Origin of the sequence: Phyllobacterium sp. CL33Tsu, from assembly GCF_900113985.1 — a bacterium.
Classification (GTDB): Bacteria; Pseudomonadota; Alphaproteobacteria; order Rhizobiales; family Rhizobiaceae; genus Phyllobacterium; species Phyllobacterium pellucidum.
In genome coordinates, this window is record NZ_FORJ01000002.1 from 344,915 (window position 1) to 362,298 (window position 17,384).

A 17,384-nucleotide genomic window follows, 5' to 3' on the forward strand; every position below is an offset into this window, starting at 1 on the left:
ACCGTTCTCACTTCCCCGGCTTCAGCCTCCACACGCCCAGCAAACCATCCTGATAGGCGGTCTCGTCGGTCGGGATGGTGATTGCTCCGGTGTTTGCCCATGTCTCGGCAAAGTCGCGATAGTTTGACGAGAACACGTTACCCGACTGACCTGTCGTCTGGATGTAGGTCGAGCGGTCAAGATCGGCTAGATCGAACAATCCACGGTAACTCGTGCCGTGGGTCACCCGGTAGGGATTGCTCTCGTCGGTGTAGGCAAACTTGCCGCGGTCGAGCGTGAAGGCCCCGCCGGATACGGGGACGGTCACATTGAATATCCGGTCGAGCGGGCTGACCTGCGAAAACGGCCGATGCGCCCCATAGGCATAATGCAGCGCGCCATAGGTCCACGCCTTGCGATCCGATCCGAGCCGCGTTTCGAGATCCTTGAGCGCATCCTTGAGCGACAGCGCCAGAATGTCGCCGCAGCTTTCCTTCTCCGGGGTCCGCCGGTCATCGCACCAGTCGCGTGCCGCCCCTGGTCCAAGCCAGCGCAGCATGGCGGTGACATGGGCCTGCCAATAGGAGGGCAGCGCATCGCCGAGATCGTCCTCGAGAATGCGCTTGATCGCAATGCGCAGCCAGACATTGAAGAGCAACGGTTCTATTTTGGCGCGATCCTCGACGAAGTCCCAACCCTTGAGCCTTGCCAAAGCATCCTGATCAACGTCGCTGCGGCCTTCCAGGGCCTTTAGCATCACCGGCAGGAGCACTGCAAAGCCATCGCTGCGGGCGTCGCCCTGCACCTTGCGATTGCTCTCCAGCGTTTGTCCGTCTGCGCCATACACCAGGGTCTTGATGCGATTGAGCCGCCAGGGCTCATCCCAGTCGAAGGTGAGGAAATGCGGATAGCTCGAATCGACGATCTTGGTGTTGGCGGTGGCGAGCACATTATCGGCTGGACTGTCGATGCGTGGCAGTTCGCCATAGGGAATGAAGCCCTTCCAATCGTAGGTAGCATCCCAGCCCGGCGATGGAGTTCGCCCCATGATCTGGTTGGCGGGATCGCGCACCGGCACCCTTCCGGGCGCAATCATCCCGATATTGCCGTCGACATCGGCGATAACGATCGATTGCATCGGTGTGATGAAATCCTGCATGCCATTCTGGAAGTCGCTGACCGTTGCAAAATCCCACAGCTTGAAGCCCGCCGCGATCGTCTTGTCGTCGCCCGATAGCGCGGTCCATGACAGGGCCGCGACCGTGCCTTCCGGCATGTAATGGTCGAGGCCGCGATAATCGGCGGGGAGGACGGGGCCGTGGCGCGTCGCGAGACGGTCGAAGCTGACGCTCTCTCCGCCCTTCACCTTGATGTCGACCCTTTTCTTGTCGAAGGCCTGAAAACCCTGCGGTGTCTGATACTCGTCCGGATTGGCTGGATTGATCTTTTCAACGAAGAGGTCCTGTACGTCGGCGCCGGCATTGGTGAAACCCCATGCCAGCTTGTCATTGCGCCCAAGCAGGACAAGCGGCGCGCCGGGCAATGTAACGCCGACGAGGTTCTTTACCGTGCCGTCGCCCGCTTTCACCTGCAGATGAGCGAGATACCAGATGGCGGGCGCGCTCAAGCCAAGATGCGGATCATTGGCGAGAATCGGCTTGCCGGTTTCGGTGCGTGCACCGCCGACGACCCAGTTGTTCGATGCTCCAGTGGAGACGACGTCGTTGAGCGCGGCGTAGCGGCGTTCGGCTTCCGATGCTCCGGCTTTCAACGTTCCGGTTTGAAGGCCGAGTATCTGCCGCAGATCCGGGAGCGGCGGCGGCGTATCGCCCTCGACCGGCGGCTCGAGATCGGTGATCTCCGCATCGCTCATCCCGAGCCGGGCGAATTTCAGGCGCAGGACTTCGTCATCGATATTGGCGCCGAGCGACACCGACATCAGCTTCAGGATTACGATGACGTCCGCAGCCGTCCATTTCTCCGGCTTGTGACCAAGGATTACGAATTCCGGTGAGTATTTGGAGCCGAACGTCGGCGGCGCGCTATCGATAAACGCATTGATTCCGTGCACATAGGCGTCGATCTTGCCACGATCCGCCGCGTCCAGAGATGCGACCGAGCTTTTAGCCGATTCGTAAAGACCAATCGACCGGATGAAGCGATCAGTGAAAATGGTCTTGTCGCCGAATGTCTCGGAAAGCCGGCCCTGCCCCGCCATGCGGTTCATTTCCATCTGCCACATGCGCTCCTGGGCATGGACGAAACCGAGCGCCATCAGCACATCCTCGACCGAGCTGCCGCTTATGTGCGGAACGGCATTCCTGTCGCGGGTAACGCTGACGGGCGCTGACAGGCCCGCAAGTGTCGCTTCGCCTGCGGCCGGCGTAACCGAGCGGGCAAACCAGACATAGGCGAGGACTGAAGCAAGCAATGCTATGGGGATGAGCGAGAAGACAATCCACAATAGGCCTTTGATGATACGCCGCATTGTCCTAACGTCCCCCGAAGCACACTTACACAACGACCTATCTGACAGAGGAATTTACGCAATGGCAACAGTCGCTTTTATTGGCCTCGGCGTCATGGGCTACCCGATGGCCGGTCACCTGAAATCACGCGGCGGCCATGATGTTACTGTCTTCAACCGCAACAATGCGAAGGCGGAGAAATGGGCCGACGCATTTGGCGGCAGTCACGCGCCGACGCCTGCGGCAGCCGCAGAAGGCAAGGATTTCGTCTTCTCCTGCGTCGGTAATGATGACGATTTGCGCTCCGTGACAATCGGCGAAAACGGCGCCTTTCATGGGATGAAGCAGGGCGCAATCTTTATCGACAATACGACGGCCTCAGCTGAAGTCGCCCGTGAACTCGATGCGGAAGCGCGCAAGCGAGGCTTCCACTTTCTCGATGCGCCGGTTTCGGGCGGACAGGCAGGCGCGGAAAACGGTGCTCTGACGGTGATGGTCGGCGGCGAAGCGGACGCCTTCGAGCAGGCAAAGCCGGTCATTGAATCATTTGCAAAGATGGTCGGCCTCATGGGTTCTGCCGGTGCGGGGCAACTCACCAAGATGATCAACCAAATCTGCATCGCCGGCCTCGTCCAGGGCCTCGCCGAGGGAATTCACTTCGGCAAGAAGGCCGGTCTCGACATCGAAAAGGTGATCGAGGTCATTTCCAAGGGCGCGGCCGGATCCTGGCAGATGGAAAACCGCCACAAGACCATGAATGCCGGCACGTATGATTTCGGCTTCGCCGTGGACTGGATGCGCAAGGATCTTGGCATCTGCCTGGCGGAAGCCGAACGCAACAAGGCCAAGCTGCCGGTTACTGCGCTGGTCGACCAGTTCTACAAGGACGTGCAGGAAATCGGAGGCAGCCGCTGGGATACGTCATCGCTCCTGGCGCGGCTCGAGAAATAGGCGAGAACCCGGCCTGAACTCAGGCCGGCTCCTTCTCGATGCTCATATAGTCGAGCGGCAATTCCGTCGTGTATTTGATCTGCTCCATGGCGAAAGCCGAGGAAACGTCGCGAATGTCGATCTTGGTGATCAGGCGCTTATAAACGGCGTCATAGGCGGCAATATCCGGCACGACCACGCGCAGGAGATAATCGACGTCGCCGCTCATGCGATAAAATTCAACGACTTCGGGGAAGTCCTGCACCACCTCCGAAAAGCGTTTCAGCCACTCGTTCGAGTGCGAGCCGGTCCGAATCGAGACGAAAACAGTCACCCGCGTATTGACGCGCACGGGATCGAGGATGGCGACGCGGCGCTGGATCACGCCGTCTTCCTCGAGCTTCTGGATGCGCCGCCAGCACGGCGTCGTCGAAAGCCCCACCTTCTTGGCGACATCCGCCACCGCGAGCGTTGCGTCTTCCTGCAAAAGGCGAAGGATCTTCCGGTCGAGTCTGTCCATTGCGTGTTCCCCTTACTGCGCGCTGCCCGCTGGCCGCACAAACAACGCAGTATTGTTTGAATTTGCGCACAAACCGTTCGGTTTTGGCTCATGCTCTGGAATGAGATACTTTATGGTCTGATAATCATCCAGCGTACAAGAAAATTATTCCAATCTTTGCAATTCTCAAAAAAATTTCGTGCATATATTCACTAAGTTAGAATCCTGACCTTCTCCCGCAGCGCCGGAAGAACGTTATCTGCGAACCATGGGTTTTTCTTCAGCCACCCGCTATTGCGCCAGGATGGATGCGGCAGCGGCAAAATTGCCGGACTGGTGCTTGCGACGAAGTAATCCTGCCAGTTCAGAACCGTCGCCGTCATGCCGCGCCGGCGCCGGTCACGAAGGTGATAGGCCTGAGCATATTGGCCGATCGTCAAGATCAGTTCGAGTTGCGGCATCGAGCGGAAAACGCGCTCGTGCCAGGTTTCCCTGCACTCGCGCCTTGGCGGCAGGTCGCTGCCATGCGCATCATAGCCGGGAAAGCAAAAGCCCATCGGCACGATGGCGAATTTGCCGGGATCATAGAAAGTCGTCCGGTCGACACCCAGCCACTCGCGCAGCCGGTCACCCGAAGGGTCATTGAACGGGATTCCAGAATTGTGCACGCGAATGCCGGGCGCCTGCCCGCAAATGGCAATGCGCGCCGTGGATGAAAGAATGCAGACCGGGTTTGGCTCATGCGGCAGCGCCGGGCCGTAGCGCGGAGCATCCCGGCAAATCCGGCACGTCTTGATCTCGGCCGAAAGCGCGCCAAGGTCTACGGCGGACATTGTCACGCCTTGGCGCTTGGCCGGCCGGATACCGCAACATGCCAACGGCGCAAATGCTCCAACTCCTCTGGTATCTGCAACTTGGCCGGCTTCAGGAAGTCTGTTGCAACGAGCAAGGTGATGTCGGCAATGGAGAATCGGCTCCCGGCAATGAACTCGTTCCGTCCCAGTTGGTCATCCATGATCTTCATATATTGCAAGGCCTTGGGCCGGTTTGCTTCGCCCCACGCGGGAACCTGTGGCACCTCCCATTCGATCATGGCGGGGTGGGTATGGCGGAAGGCGGCGGTGATCGCCGCCATGAGATAGAGCTCGACACGCCGGTTCCACATTTCCACCATGGCCTTGCCAAGTGCCCCGACGCCGAAGAGCGGAGGCTCCGGGTGCATCTCCTCGAAATAGCGGGAAATCGCCACTGACTCGGTCAGGATCGTGCCGTCATCGAGTTCGAGGATCGGCAGGCGCTGCAGCGGATTGAGCGCTGTGATCCTGGCGGACTTGTGCTCCATCGCTCCCATATCGATTGGAACCAGCGGCACCTCGATGCCCTTCTCGGCAAGGAAAATCCGCAATCGGCGCGGGTTGGGCGCTCGCCCTCCATCATAGAGTTTCACCACAGTCCTCCCAATAGCCGGCCGAGCCAGGCAAAAAGCTGATCGACGGGACCTGGCAAGGATTTCGGCGCTTGTTCGTTGGCAGCCGCCTCATGTTCCCTGCGCCAATCCTGCGGAGTCTCGAATTCAATGGCCCAAAGACCCCGCTTCGCCCGCACCGCTTTCGCTTCAACGTCATGATAATCGCCATAGGCGACTGCCTGTCCAGCCTCGACCATAGCGCGATTGAGATTGATGTCACCTGAATAACAGGTGGCGAGCGCCCGGTCGTATTTATCTTTCCCGGATGCCTCACAGCGGACATCCCGTCCACCGACGAAGCCTATCAGCGCCTGACGCGAAGCATGCCCGCAGCCCGTCGCAGCCTGCCGATTCCCGCAATCCTGCGCAAGCTCCGGCGCGTCGATCCCCTTGAGACGGATTCGATTGCCGGAAATCGAGACCGTGTCACCATCGATGACATAGGCCCGCCCGGCTAACAATTCCGGCGGCGGACGCACGTTCAGCCGCGCAGCAAGCAGTGCCACAAGCGCAAAGAAGACAATCATCAGCGCAAAATCGAACGCACGGCGCAAAGGCGGGCGCTGCGCCTCAGCAGGCCGCGGCCATCGGCGGCGATACCTGCGATAGCTGCTCATTGGCGAACCGTAAGAGTTTTCGGCATCTGGCGCTCGTGCCTGGCTTCAATCATTCGAATCGCAGCAATGGGTTTGATTCTCTATTAATCATTTCTGAATAGGGTTGCGATGCAATGCTGCCGACAAGTGCAGATTTGGGCCATCTGGAACGAGGCATATGGCATCGCTCGACGCAATCTCAGCAGACAAGAACATTGTTGACCGGCGCAAGCTGCCGCGCAACAAGGACCTGTCGGCCGTCATGCGCGGCGCCCGTGACCAGTTGATGGAACGCGCCGGCGGCAACCATCTCGAGCGCGAATTGCTCTTCATGCACACGCGCGCCCTGATCGTGAACACGGCAACCTTCCCGCTCCTGATCGTCATGATCGCCGGTGTCGGCGTCTTCTCGGGTTTTGGTGGCAGCATCATCGTCTGGGCCCTGGTCACCATGGGCCTTTACATGCTTCTCGGCTTGCTGGCGCGCAGGCTGGCAAAGCGCGGCATCGCCAATCGCCACGTCCACAAATGGCAGATGATTTTTCTCGGCGGTCACTTCATGACCAGCATTGGCTGGGCCTATTTCGCCGTACTCGATTGCGCGCCATGCGGCATCAGCTACTACCCTGTCGTCAAGGCCGTGGTGATCATCCTCGCAATGGCGATTACGGCCATCGTCACCTCCGCCTTGCGCGCCTCGATCCTTGCCGCTTTCACACTGCCTGTCGTCGCCTATACGCTGCTTGCGGCCAAGCAACTCGGCAGTCCGCTTTCGGCCATCATGGTGGTCATGCTGTTTGCCGGCCTCATCTTCTTCTACCTTGTAGCGCTCCGGCTTAACCAGTCCGTCGCCATAACGCTGGCTCTCCAGGCGGAAAAGGACGCGCTGATCGCTGAACTTGAAACAGCCAATGCCATGTCCGACGAAGGGCGCAGGCGCGCCGAAGAAGCCAACCTTGCGAAATCACGCTTCCTCGCCTCGATGAGCCACGAACTGCGCACGCCGCTCAATGCCATTCTCGGTTTTTCCGAAGTGATGGCCAAGGAAGTGCTTGGGCCGATCGAGAACGGCACCTACCGCGAATATGCAAGCGACATTCATGCATCCGGTGAGCATCTCCTCAATTTGATCAACGAGATTCTCGATCTGAGCCGCATCGAGGCTGGCCGGTACACGATCAACGAGGAGCCTTTGCTTCTCGCCGATATCGCCAATGAATGCATCCACATGATGAAGCTCAAGGCGCGCAACAAGGATATCACTATCGTTCCGCAGTTCGAGAAAGGCATGCTGCGCATCAAGGCCGACGAACGTTCGATCCGCCAGATCGTGCTCAATCTCATGGCCAATGCGATCAAGTTCACCCCGACCGGCGGGCGCGTCCACATCAAGGTTGGCTGGACAGCGGGCGGCGGTCAATATCTGACGATCCGCGACAATGGTCCGGGCATTCCGCCGGAGGAAATTCCCGTCGTCCTCTCGACGTTCGGTCAGGGCTCGATCGCCATCAAGAATGCCGAACAGGGAACCGGCCTCGGCCTTCCGATCGTGCAGGCCCTCGTCAACCTGCATGACGGCCAGTTCCACCTGTTTTCGAAACTGCGGGAGGGCACTGAGGCGCTTGCAACATTCCCGCGCAGCCGTGTCATTGCTGACGAGGCCAGGCGCCGGGGTGCCCTGCACCGAAAAGCTGCTTAAAACACTCCACTTCAATTTATTGTCATTTGCCCTCGCGTGGCGCGTCTGCATTGCTGGCGTTAACGCAACGAAATCAACGGGTAACCAATGAACGCCAACGGCAATGACCGCCCTCTCATCATCCCGGCGCTCGGCCGCATCTACCAGTCGCTCGGTGACCTTTCCGAGACGATCCTGCGTGTCGTCGCCGGTGCGGCACTCATTGTCCATGGATCGGGCAAGATCGCCAATCCCCTCGGCGCAGTCGGCATGGTCGAGGGGCTCGGCTTCTACCCCGGCGTCTTCTGGTCGCCTCTCCTGGCTGCCACAGAGTTCTTCGGGGGCATTCTGCTCGTGCTCGGGCTACTGACGCGCCCCGCCGCCTTCGCAACGACGATCGTACTTCTCGTCACCATCTACTACCACTGGATCGTGCAGGGACAGGGTTGGGGCGGTTCGGAAAAGTCGATCCTCTGGACGGCTATCCTGTTTTTCTTCGTCATCCGGGGCGCAAGCCGTCACTCGCTCGACGCGAGGATTGGCAAGGAATTCTAAAAAACGAAGGCCCGCTTGCGCGAGCCTATGTCATTCGCGGTTGCTGACGCCCGCCTGGTCGAAGGTCGCCATGCCGGAGTGGCAAAGCGCTGCGGCCTTGACGATGCCGGCGGCAAGCGCCGCGCCGGTGCCTTCGCCGAGCCGCATCCCGAGGTCGAGCAGCGGCTTCTTGCCGAGTTGTTCGAGAACCTTGCGATGGCCCGGCTCCGCCGAGACATGCCCGAAAAGGCAATGATCGATCGCCTGCGGATTGGCGCGGTGGAGGATCGCAGCGGCGGCAGTCGCAACATAGCCGTCGATGATAACGGGGATTTTCTCGACGCGCGCTGCGAGGATGGCGCCGACCATGGCAGCAATCTCGCGCCCGCCGAGCCGGCGCAGGAGTTCGAGCGGATCCTTGAGATGTGAGGCATGCAAGGCAACTGCCGTGCGGACAGCTTCGATCTTGCGACGCAGGCCCTCACCATCGGCGCCCGTGCCCGGGCCGACCCATTCTTCAGCCGTGCCGCCATAGAGGCCGTGGAAGATCGCGGCGGCAATGGTCGTATTGCCAATGCCCATCTCACCGATGCAAAGAAGATCGGTGCCGCCGGCAATCGACTCCATGCCGAACGCCATCGTCGCCGCGCAGGTCTTCTCATCCATTGCCGCTTCCTCGGTGATGTCCGCGGTCGGATATTCGAGTGCGAGGTCGAAGACCTTCAGGCCGAGATCGTAGGCGATGCAAATCTGGTTGATTGCAGCGCCGCCCGCGGCAAAATTCTCGACCATCTGTGCGGTGACCGACGACGGATATGGCGAAACCCCCTTGGCGGTGACGCCATGATTGCCGGCAAAAACCGCGACCAGCGGACGCGTGACCTGCGGGCGCGAACGGCCGGTCCATGCTGCGAGCCACTCCACGATCTGTTCCATGCGGCCCAGCGCGCCCGGCGGTTTCGTCAGCGTCGCATCGCGCTTGCGCACAGCCGCGACGGCGGCTTCGTCGGGTCCGGGCAATGTCTCGATAAGCGTGCGAAAATCGTCAAACGGCAGGCCAGTGGTCATGATGGTCCCTTGCGGTCAAGTCTTCATGGCAAATTAGAAGTCCACGTCCTATAAGCGCTGGATCGAAAAAGGCAAAGGTCAACACGCGCCACAGAGTGTCGCGGCTTCCATATTGAGAGGTGTGCGGCATGGATTTGCTCAACGAGACGATGCGGGCGCTCGCTTTCCTCTCGCGACTGCCGGTTTCGTCGCGCTGGTTCCGCGATTATGACGGCGCGCTGGCAAGTTCGGTGCGCGGCTTTCCCCTCGCCGGGATGATTATCGCCCTGCCCGCGGCGCTTGTGTTGTTGGTGACATGGTCGCTGTCGGCCGTTGCAAGCGCGCTGCTCGTCACCGGTGTCTTGGTCGTGACGACAGGCGCTTTGCATGAAGACGGCCTCGCCGACGTGGCCGACGGCTTTTATGGCGGAAGCTCGCCGCAGCGCCGGCTGGAAATCATGAAGGATTCGGCAATCGGCTCCTATGGCACCCTCGCCCTTATCTTCAGTGTGCTCCTGCGTACTGCATTGCTTGCAACGGTCATCGGCGAAGTCGGTTCTTTGCAGGCGCTCGCCGTTCTTATTGGAACCGAGGCCGCGAGCCGCGCTGCACTTGCAAAGTTCTGGCAAATCCTGCCCTCGGCCCGTCCTGGCGGCGTTGCCGACCAGGCCGGCGTTCCGACCACAAATGCCGCCAATTCTGCCCTCGCCATAGGTGGCGTCGTGCTTGCGGTAGGCTATGGCTTTGCCGCCGGCATCCTCGCAGTCATCGCCGCCGTCGCCCTGGCCACCCTTGCGTTTTTCGGCTTTGCCGCGCTCTGCCGCGCAAAGATCGGCGGGCAGACGGGCGATACGCTGGGAGCCCTGCAGCAGTTCGTCTCTATTTCGCTGCTGCTTGGGCTTGTCATTGTCCTCTGATCATACCAATTGTTGAAACATGAGCATCATCGAGTCACCGTGCATCCTCGTTTGCGCCATCGACATGAAGACCGGGTACTGCTTCGGTTGCGGTCGCACGCGCGAGGAAATCGGGACATGGTCGAACTTTTCGCCTGAAGCCCGGCGCGCGATCATGGCGGTCCTCCCGTCCCGCCTCGAAACAGTCGAGCGGCGTCCCCGCCGCGAAACCCGCCGCAGCCGCATGGCGCGCGAGCGCGAAGAGGAGGCCTGACCAGCATGGGCCGGCTATTCTGGATTATCATTGCACTGGTCGGCGCAGCCTTGCTCCTTCTGATGGCCAACAGTGACGCCGGCTCGACCTTCGGCATGGCCAATGACGATTTTGCCCGCTTTGCCTATATGGGCATCTGGGGCATCGTGCTCGCCTCTGCGCTTCTCGGCTCAGGCATCCGGCTCGGCCATTTCCTGCGCAGCATGGCAATCTGGATCGTCATCATCCTCGCCCTCGTTGCCGGTTATCAATATCGCTATGAATTGCAGGATGTCGGCCACCGCATTACCGCCGGCCTTATTCCCGGCAGCCCGATCTCCAACCGTGATGCCGATGGTTTGATCACGGTGACGCTGGCGAAATCGGAAAGCGGACATTTCGAGGTGCGCGGCGAGGTCAACGGCGCGACGGTGCCGTTCATGGTCGATACCGGCGCTTCCTCCATCGTCCTTTCGGCCGGCGATGCACGCCGGGCCGGGCTCGATCCCGACAAGCTTGCCTATGCCACGTCCGTGCTGACCGCGAACGGCATGGCCAAGGCCGCCAACGTCACCCTGGACGAGGTCAAGATCGGCGCTATCGAGCGGCGCAACGTCCGCGCCATGGTGATTCAGGACGGCCGCATGGACGGCAGCCTGCTCGGGATGAACTTTCTCAACTCACTCAGCGGCTTTTCGATGCGCGGCGACCGGCTGGTACTTTCGGATTAATGTCAATTTTTCAACTGCCTCCACAGTTACGGCGATAGAGAACCAATTGCACGATTGCTGCTCATGTCCGCATTGGGTAGTGTGCGGAACCCCTATCAAACGAGTGAGAATCGATTGACGAGTTACTATGATAAGGCTGCTTCGCGTTTGCGCAGCTACTCCGATCGATATCCATACTTTGGGCGACTTGCTTGGCGGTGCCTCCGATTGTCATGGTGGATCTTCACATTTCAAGCTCACAGACGTCTCCCGCAAGCCTATCAACAATGGCGGCATAATTTGCCGATCGCCGTTGCGAACCAAAATGGCCACGCCATCTACGTCAATCCCCAAGATGAACGCGGCAGGCAGATGATTGAAAAAAATGGCAGTCTGAACCCGCCAACCTTGACGATGTGGCAGCAGTTGGTCGCGCGCACTGACTGGACTGATGTCATTGACATCGGAGCGAATTACGGTGAAATGCTGGTCGGATTACGATTATCGCCGCATGTCAGGATAACTGCTGTCGAGGCAAATCCTCAAATAGCGATTTATCTTGACCGTACGCTGCGCGAGGCGGGCCAGAATGTCCGGATCGTTCGAAAGGCTATATCCGATACCATCGGCACGGCAATTCTGTTGGTGGATCGTCAATGGTCGGGCACAACCCGGTTCGCCAGTCTTCAACGCGGCGAACCTTCGGATCGTTACGATTCCTTGCGGGTCCCCACAATCACCTTCGACAGTCTGCTTAATATCAACGATCTCCGCCACGTGCGCGCGGCGATTAAGATCGATATTGAGGGCTATGAACTGCCTGTCTTGAAATCGGCGCTACCTACCTTGAACCAAATGGACTGCTTCGAGATTCTGATGGAGATTCTATTCCTTACGCCAGATGATCTGACGTGGATTTTCGACAATTTCTCGGTGCAGGTGTACGACCTGTCTACGGACACATTCGTCACCGTACAAAAGTCCGTCGTAGAAGAAATGATACTCTCGACCGCCAGCCATCCCACTTACTATCGCAATGATATGATTCTTTCTGCGAAAGCGGGCTGATTGCTACTTGTAGTTACGGCCTTCATCCATCCCATGATGCAAATAATGATATCGCGGATTAAGCTTCGCCCGAGCTACATCCTCATGAAGCTCAAGGTATGTATCGTCATCAAAATCTCTCGGCAAACGTCGCAGATCAGTTATCCATTCGATGGTTTCATTATCGAGGAGCGAGCCTGAGAATGCCGCAATTCGCAATCCATGTTGGCGAACCGCATAGTTGAACGACAATTGGTCCCGCCTGGAAAACCGCATCATTTCGGCGTCCCATGCCTCCATCGCCTTTATAACCTGCGGATCATTATGGCGCCGGAGCAATACGCCCGTCGCGTTCAGCCCATTGTGCTTGGGATAGCCTTTCGCGCGGTAAAAGCACATCTGCTTCTCGATCAAATCGTGATCGTCATAGCCCAGGGCCGCGACAATTTCCGCTTCCTCATAAAGGCAATCACGCCACGGGTGCTGAAAAGCCACGAGGAGGCTCTCTTTATGGGAAAACTCATCGAAGATCGCGGAGGGAGATCGCTTCAGTCGAATCGTATTGTCAACGTAAAGGCTCTCTGAGTAATCCGGAAAAAGTGCGTGCGGTCTATGCTTCAGGCTCTTTGATCTGCGATGGGGGTCGAGTGTCGACGGAGTTGCCTGAACAATTTGCCAGAAGTCCGACGTCAGCGACGGATCGTCGGTAAAGCAGACGAAATCGATGTTCTTGTCGCGGTCATACTTGAAATCGTTGAACCGTTCCGAGAAACCAAACATACAGGTATAGACGACGCGTCGTTTCTGAGTGCGACGAACGTACCGCGCAACTTTTTCTATGAATGACATAGGGTTTAGATACCACCGCTCACCCCATTTATTCAACCTTGAATTGTAGATGGACGAGCCGTTTTGACGCGCGGTGACCGGCTGTCGCTTCCGAATTATTCTCTCTTTTCGACATAGGCGGCGAGTTTTTCAAGGGTAGGCTGGGGCTTCCTCATTGTCTCGCCGACAGATTCCCGGCTACAGCAGTGAACCGAAATAGACTGCATAGATGGATTTGCTCGGCGCATGATTGAGCCGAGATAAGGTCGTTCGACGGCTTGCTCACGACCGAGAGATTGCCCAGTTCACGCCTTCTGTAAGAATTGCCAATCCTCCGGTCACGCCGCCTCGGCGGCGGCCCCGATGCCCGCATAGGCGCGGCGGATCACCGAGCTGTCGGCATCAACGCGATTGGCCTCCGTGGAAAGCATTTGACGCCACCGGCGCGCGCCGGGAGCGCCATGGAACATGCCGACCATGTGCCGTGTGACGTGCGAGAGCCGTCCACCACGGGCAATATGCGCATCGGAATAGGCGCACATGTGGTCGATGATGCCCTCGATCGTCGGCGAAACCACTGGCTCGCCATAGATCCTGCGGTCGACATCGAGAAGAAGCAGCGGATCCTGATAGGCCGCGCGCCCCACCATCACGCCATCGACGTTCCGCAAGTGCCGTTCAGCTTCTGCGAGCGACTGGATACCGCCATTAATGCCAATGAATTTCGAAGGATTGTCCTGCTTCAGGCGATAGACGCGGTCGTAGTCGAGCGGCGGAATTTCGCGATTTTCCTTTGGCGAAAGGCCCTTGAGCCAGGCTTTGCGCGCATGCACCCACAAGGCATCCGCCCCTGCCGCAAAGACACGGCCCGTCAGATCGTCGAGGGCGGCTTGCGTGTCCTGGTCATCGACGCCGATCCGGCACTTGACGGTTACTGGTATTGCAACGGCCTGTTTCATCGCGTCGATGCAAGCCGCGACGATATCGGGCGTTTGCATCAGGCAGGCGCCGAACGCACCCGACTGCACGCGGTCCGACGGGCAACCGACATTGAGGTTGATTTCCTTGTATCCCATGGCCTCGCCGATCGCTGACGCCTGCGCCAGCTTCGACGGATCCGATCCGCCAAGCTGCAGCGCAACAGGATGCTCTTCAGGATCAAAACCAAGAATTTTTTCGCGCTTGCCGTGGATGGCAGCATCAGCGACGACCATTTCGGTATAGAGCAGCGCGCGGCGCGTGAACTGGCGATGCAGCATTCTGCAATGCCGATCGGTCCAGTCGATCATCGGGGCCACGGCGAAGATATTTTCTCCGTTGGCATAGAGGTTTGCCATCAAATTCATCCAGGTCGTTAAGCTCAGCGCACGCCTTTTAGGGCCTTGCGCCTTCGCGGCTCTTTACCACGCCCTGCAGCGCAAGGTCCATCACCGGCTATTTAGCGCAGGATCAGCGCTGGACAAGGCTCAAACCGCATCCAATGCGCTGATTGCCGTCATGATGCGGTCCTGATCGGCGGTGGAAAGCGGCAAGATGGGCAACGGCGGCTTTGTGGTCGCAAGCCCCATGGCATTTGCCGCGGCATGAACCACCCGATAGCTCGAAAGCTCCTTGAACAAGGCAAAGAGGGGCGCGAATAGGCCATCGATGCGCTCGACCTCGGCGACATTACCGACCTTTGCGGCACGCGCCACTTTCAGCGATGGTACCGGCAGCAGCCCGGCAACCACGCTGTACCACGCGGCCCCGCCGGCAAGCAGCGCCCCCGGCGCATTCCAGTCGCCGCTATAGCCAATGGCAAACCCGGCAGGGAGTTGGGCCTCAAGCGCTTGGTGCACCGCTCGCATCTCCGGTAAAGGCTGCGCGGGATTTTTCACTGCCACGATATTCGGTACCGCGGCCATGCGTGCGAGCAGCGCATTGCTGATCGTAAAATGCGTGGTGCCCGGATTGTTGTAGACGCACAGGGGAAGATCGGTGGCGCCGGCGACGCCACTATAATGCTGAAGCACTTCGTCATCGGTTAGCGGGGTATAGGAGACCGGGGCGAGAAGAAGGCCGTCTGCACCCGCACGCTTGGCGTCGCGCGCGAGATCCTCGGCGTCGCCCGTCCTCAAGGCGCCGGCGCTGACGATGATGGGCACCCGCCCGCCGAGACATTCCCTCGCCGCCTCGATCGTCCGGCGTCTTTCAGCACGCGAAAGATACATGTAGGAACCGGTGCTGCCGAGAAGGCCGACCGAATCGACGCCGGCGCGCTCCAGCCGCTCCAGCAGCCGGCAGAGCGATTCGACGTTAACGTGCCCGCTCTCATCTGCAGGCGTAATCGGAAATGCGGATAGACCATGAAACAGCAAAGTTTTTCCCTCGGTTGAATCAGCCTGAATTCGTTAAGACTGATCGTCTTAATACATCGATATACAATGAACATGTATGAAAACCAGGCGGATTTAGCCGTTAATGCACTCCGGGACATCCAATTCAGAGACTAAAGTCTAATTTTGCCTAATTCTTTATCGTGTTACGCAAAGCCCTATTGTTTGGGCAATTGCGCCCCGACGAAACCAAGTCATTACCCCGCGTGTCAAAACCGCAACAGCGATTTCCGAACCGGCGGTTCGATTGCATATCGATTTTGCGTGATCAAACGAACAGGAATATCCCTGCTGCGGGGACACGAGCTTTGGTATCAACTTGATCGGAGAACCGATAATGCGAATAAAGAGCTTCCTCCTTGGTTCCGCTGCAGCGCTGGTTGCAGTTTCAGGAGCACGCGCCGCCGACGCGGTTGTCGTGGCGGAACCTGAACCCGTCGAATATGTGCGGGTTTGCGATGCTTATGGCACGGGCTTCTTCTATATTCCGGGAACGGAAACCTGCCTCAAGGTAAGCGGCTATGTCCGCTACGACGCACAGGGGGGTGACGACGTCTATAATGGCGGCCCGCTCGACACTTGGGCCAAGCACACGCGCGCCGAGGTTCGCTTCGACGCCCGTTCCGAGACCGAACTCGGCACTTTGCGTTCCTACATCCAGTCGCGCTTCGACTTTACCGATGGTTCGGATGACGGCGCCAGCCTCCCGCAGGCGTTCATCGAGCTCGGTGGCTTCCGTGTCGGCGTTGCCGATGAAATCTTCGGCGCCTGGAACGGCTATGCCGGCGATATCATCAATGACGACGTGATCAACTACAACAGCTGGCAGAGCAACCAGGTGAGCTACACGTTCACAGGGGCAGACGGTTTCTCGGCCATCGTCGCCGCTGAACAGGGCTCGGTGCACGACGATTATCCCGACTACGTCATCGACAACTACATGCCGCATGTCATGGCCGGCGCCAAGTACGAGCAGGGTTGGGGAACGCTGTCCGGTATCGTCGGCTACGATTCCAACGTCGAGGCCTTTGCCGCCAAGGCGCGCCTCGATGTTAACATCACCGATACGTTCAAGGTCTGGGGCATGGGGGCCTACCAGTCCGACTACGACTCCACGCGCGAGGAACGCAACTTCCTGACGCCGTGGCAGGGCGACTGGGCCGCCTGGGCCGGTTTTGCTGCAAAGCTTTCCGACAAGGCGACGGTCAACGGTCAGGGTGCGTACGCATCTGAGGGGACCTACGCCTTTGCCCTCAATGTTGCCTACGAACTTGTACCTGGTTTCACGATCACGCCGGAAATCAACTACACCAAGTTCGAGGACTTCCGTCAGGGCGACGGCACACTCGTCAACGACGATGCCCTCGGTGGCATCGTCCGCTTCCAGCGGAATTTCTGATCGCCTGACACAAAAAATCCGGAGGCAAACGCCTCCGGATACCTCTACGACAAAGCTGCAATCAAATCTGGTCCGAAACCGCAGCGACTGCTGCCGATTTTCGCAAAAGCGCCACGAGTTCATCGCCCGCGTCGGCGACCGGACCTGAATTGTCGATCATAACGGCATTTTCCGGATCGCATGGATTGGGCGCGGCCCGCATCAGGCGACGCTCGATCTCCTCGGCGCTTTCGCGCCCGCGCGCCGCAAGGCGATGCGCCAGAACCTCAGGCGAAGCCGTAATATGGACCACCAGGAAATTGGCGTAGGCCGATTTCAGATCGGGGAGAATGCCGCGCGATACATTGGCGATCGCGACCCCGCCCCGTTCGATCTCGTGATCGACTGATTTCGGCAAGCCGTAGTAAAGCCCATGGGCGAACCAGTCGTGGCAGAACGCTCCTTCGCGCTTGGCCGTCAAAAACGCGTCCTCGCTCAGTGTATCGTGGTCCTCCGCATCGACCGCCGAAGGCCGGGTGACCACGCGGCGGACGAAATGGAATCCCGGCTCATTGGCGAGCGCAGCGCGGGCATAGTCGATAATCGTATCCTTGCCGGCCCCGCTCGGCCCGACAACCGCAACGAAGGCGCCGTTGCGCAACGGCGCGGACCCCAACTCGAGTGCGCGTTCGATCATT

General features: G+C 59.1%; 18 protein-coding genes. 8 read left to right on the plus strand and 10 right to left on the minus strand.

Annotation, left to right across the window (positions count from 1 at the left end):
* Positions 1–7: 7 nt before the first annotated feature.
* Positions 8–2,467 (minus strand): penicillin acylase family protein, encoded by a 2,460-nt coding sequence (locus BM074_RS11290; RefSeq protein WP_091922024.1) that lies wholly within the window; start codon positions 2,465–2,467, stop codon positions 8–10.
* 61 nt (positions 2,468–2,528) lie between these two features.
* Between BM074_RS11290 and BM074_RS11295 the strand changes: the two genes are divergently transcribed.
* Entirely contained in the window at positions 2,529–3,398 is an 870-nt protein-coding gene (locus BM074_RS11295) for an NAD(P)-dependent oxidoreductase (protein WP_027231713.1), read from the plus strand.
* A 19-nt stretch (positions 3,399–3,417) separates the two neighbouring features.
* Here the strand turns inward: BM074_RS11295 and BM074_RS11300 are convergent, their stop codons facing one another.
* The 4 genes from BM074_RS11300 to BM074_RS11315 all read right to left on the minus strand — a co-directional run bounded on the left by BM074_RS11300 (position 3,418) and on the right by BM074_RS11315 (position 5,961).
* Positions 3,418–3,897 carry an Lrp/AsnC family transcriptional regulator gene (locus BM074_RS11300; protein WP_027231714.1) on the minus strand — a complete coding sequence of 160 codons (480 nt, stop codon included), beginning with the start codon at positions 3,895–3,897 and terminating at the stop codon, positions 3,418–3,420.
* A gap of 191 nt (positions 3,898–4,088) precedes the next feature.
* Positions 4,089–4,709 carry a uracil-DNA glycosylase family protein gene (locus tag BM074_RS11305; RefSeq protein ID WP_091922026.1) on the minus strand — a complete coding sequence of 207 codons (621 nt, stop codon included), beginning with the start codon at positions 4,707–4,709 and terminating at the stop codon, positions 4,089–4,091.
* A 2-nt stretch (positions 4,710–4,711) separates the two neighbouring features.
* A complete protein-coding gene (locus BM074_RS11310; RefSeq protein WP_091922028.1) occupies positions 4,712–5,323 on the minus strand; it encodes a glutathione S-transferase in 612 nt (203 codons plus the stop codon).
* Positions 5,320–5,961 carry a thermonuclease family protein gene (locus tag BM074_RS11315; RefSeq protein WP_091922030.1) on the minus strand — a complete coding sequence of 214 codons (642 nt, stop codon included), beginning with the start codon at positions 5,959–5,961 and terminating at the stop codon, positions 5,320–5,322. The genes BM074_RS11310 and BM074_RS11315 overlap by 4 nt, the downstream gene beginning before the upstream one ends.
* 157 nt (positions 5,962–6,118) lie before the next feature.
* Between BM074_RS11315 and BM074_RS11320 the strand changes: the two genes are divergently transcribed.
* On the plus strand, positions 6,119–7,639 hold the full coding sequence (locus BM074_RS11320) for a sensor histidine kinase (RefSeq protein WP_091922032.1): 1,521 nt from the start codon (positions 6,119–6,121) through the stop codon (positions 7,637–7,639).
* A gap of 87 nt (positions 7,640–7,726) precedes the next feature.
* Positions 7,727–8,173, plus strand: coding sequence for a DoxX family protein (locus BM074_RS11325; RefSeq protein WP_027231719.1), 447 nt, complete (start codon positions 7,727–7,729; stop codon positions 8,171–8,173).
* A 30-nt stretch (positions 8,174–8,203) separates the two neighbouring features.
* On the opposite strand, the gene cobT is transcribed toward BM074_RS11325, so the two are convergent.
* Complete coding sequence (gene cobT / locus BM074_RS11330; protein WP_091922034.1) at positions 8,204–9,223, minus strand: nicotinate-nucleotide--dimethylbenzimidazole phosphoribosyltransferase; 1,020 nt, start codon at positions 9,221–9,223, stop codon at positions 8,204–8,206.
* Between the two features lie 125 nt (positions 9,224–9,348).
* Here cobT and BM074_RS11335 point away from each other — a divergent pair, with 125 nt between their 5' ends.
* The 4 genes from BM074_RS11335 (at position 9,349) to BM074_RS11350 (ending at position 12,126) form a co-directional block, all read left to right on the plus strand.
* On the plus strand, positions 9,349–10,116 hold the full coding sequence (locus BM074_RS11335) for an adenosylcobinamide-GDP ribazoletransferase (RefSeq protein WP_091922036.1): 768 nt from the start codon (positions 9,349–9,351) through the stop codon (positions 10,114–10,116).
* Positions 10,117–10,135: 19 nt separating this feature from the next.
* On the plus strand, positions 10,136–10,369 hold the full coding sequence (locus BM074_RS11340; protein ID WP_091922038.1) for a DUF1289 domain-containing protein: 234 nt from the start codon (positions 10,136–10,138) through the stop codon (positions 10,367–10,369).
* Positions 10,370–10,374: 5 nt separating this feature from the next.
* Entirely contained in the window at positions 10,375–11,079 is a 705-nt protein-coding gene (locus BM074_RS11345) for a TIGR02281 family clan AA aspartic protease (RefSeq protein ID WP_027231723.1), read from the plus strand.
* A 279-nt stretch (positions 11,080–11,358) separates the two neighbouring features.
* On the plus strand, positions 11,359–12,126 hold the full coding sequence (locus BM074_RS11350; protein ID WP_175498995.1) for an FkbM family methyltransferase: 768 nt from the start codon (positions 11,359–11,361) through the stop codon (positions 12,124–12,126).
* A 3-nt stretch (positions 12,127–12,129) separates the two neighbouring features.
* Here BM074_RS11350 and BM074_RS11355 read toward each other — a convergent pair whose 3' ends face one another.
* The 3 genes from BM074_RS11355 to BM074_RS11365 form a co-directional block, all read right to left on the minus strand.
* Complete coding sequence (locus tag BM074_RS11355; protein ID WP_091922042.1) at positions 12,130–12,954, minus strand: glycosyltransferase domain-containing protein; 825 nt, start codon at positions 12,952–12,954, stop codon at positions 12,130–12,132.
* 317 nt (positions 12,955–13,271) lie between these two features.
* Positions 13,272–14,270: a tRNA dihydrouridine(20/20a) synthase DusA gene (gene dusA / locus BM074_RS11360; protein ID WP_244532819.1), complete on the minus strand. Its 999-nt coding sequence runs from the start codon at positions 14,268–14,270 to the stop codon at positions 13,272–13,274.
* Positions 14,271–14,399: 129 nt separating this feature from the next.
* Positions 14,400–15,290 (minus strand): dihydrodipicolinate synthase family protein, encoded by an 891-nt coding sequence (locus tag BM074_RS11365; protein ID WP_091922046.1) that lies wholly within the window; start codon positions 15,288–15,290, stop codon positions 14,400–14,402.
* Positions 15,291–15,645: 355 nt separating this feature from the next.
* Between BM074_RS11365 and BM074_RS11370 the strand changes: the two genes are divergently transcribed.
* Positions 15,646–16,707 (plus strand): porin, encoded by a 1,062-nt coding sequence (locus BM074_RS11370; RefSeq protein WP_027231726.1) that lies wholly within the window; start codon positions 15,646–15,648, stop codon positions 16,705–16,707.
* Between the two features lie 61 nt (positions 16,708–16,768).
* On the opposite strand, the gene phnN is transcribed toward BM074_RS11370, so the two are convergent.
* Positions 16,769–17,383: a phosphonate metabolism protein/1,5-bisphosphokinase (PRPP-forming) PhnN gene (phnN, locus tag BM074_RS11375; RefSeq protein WP_348271658.1), complete on the minus strand. Its 615-nt coding sequence runs from the start codon at positions 17,381–17,383 to the stop codon at positions 16,769–16,771.
* Position 17,384: the final 1 nt, after the last annotated feature.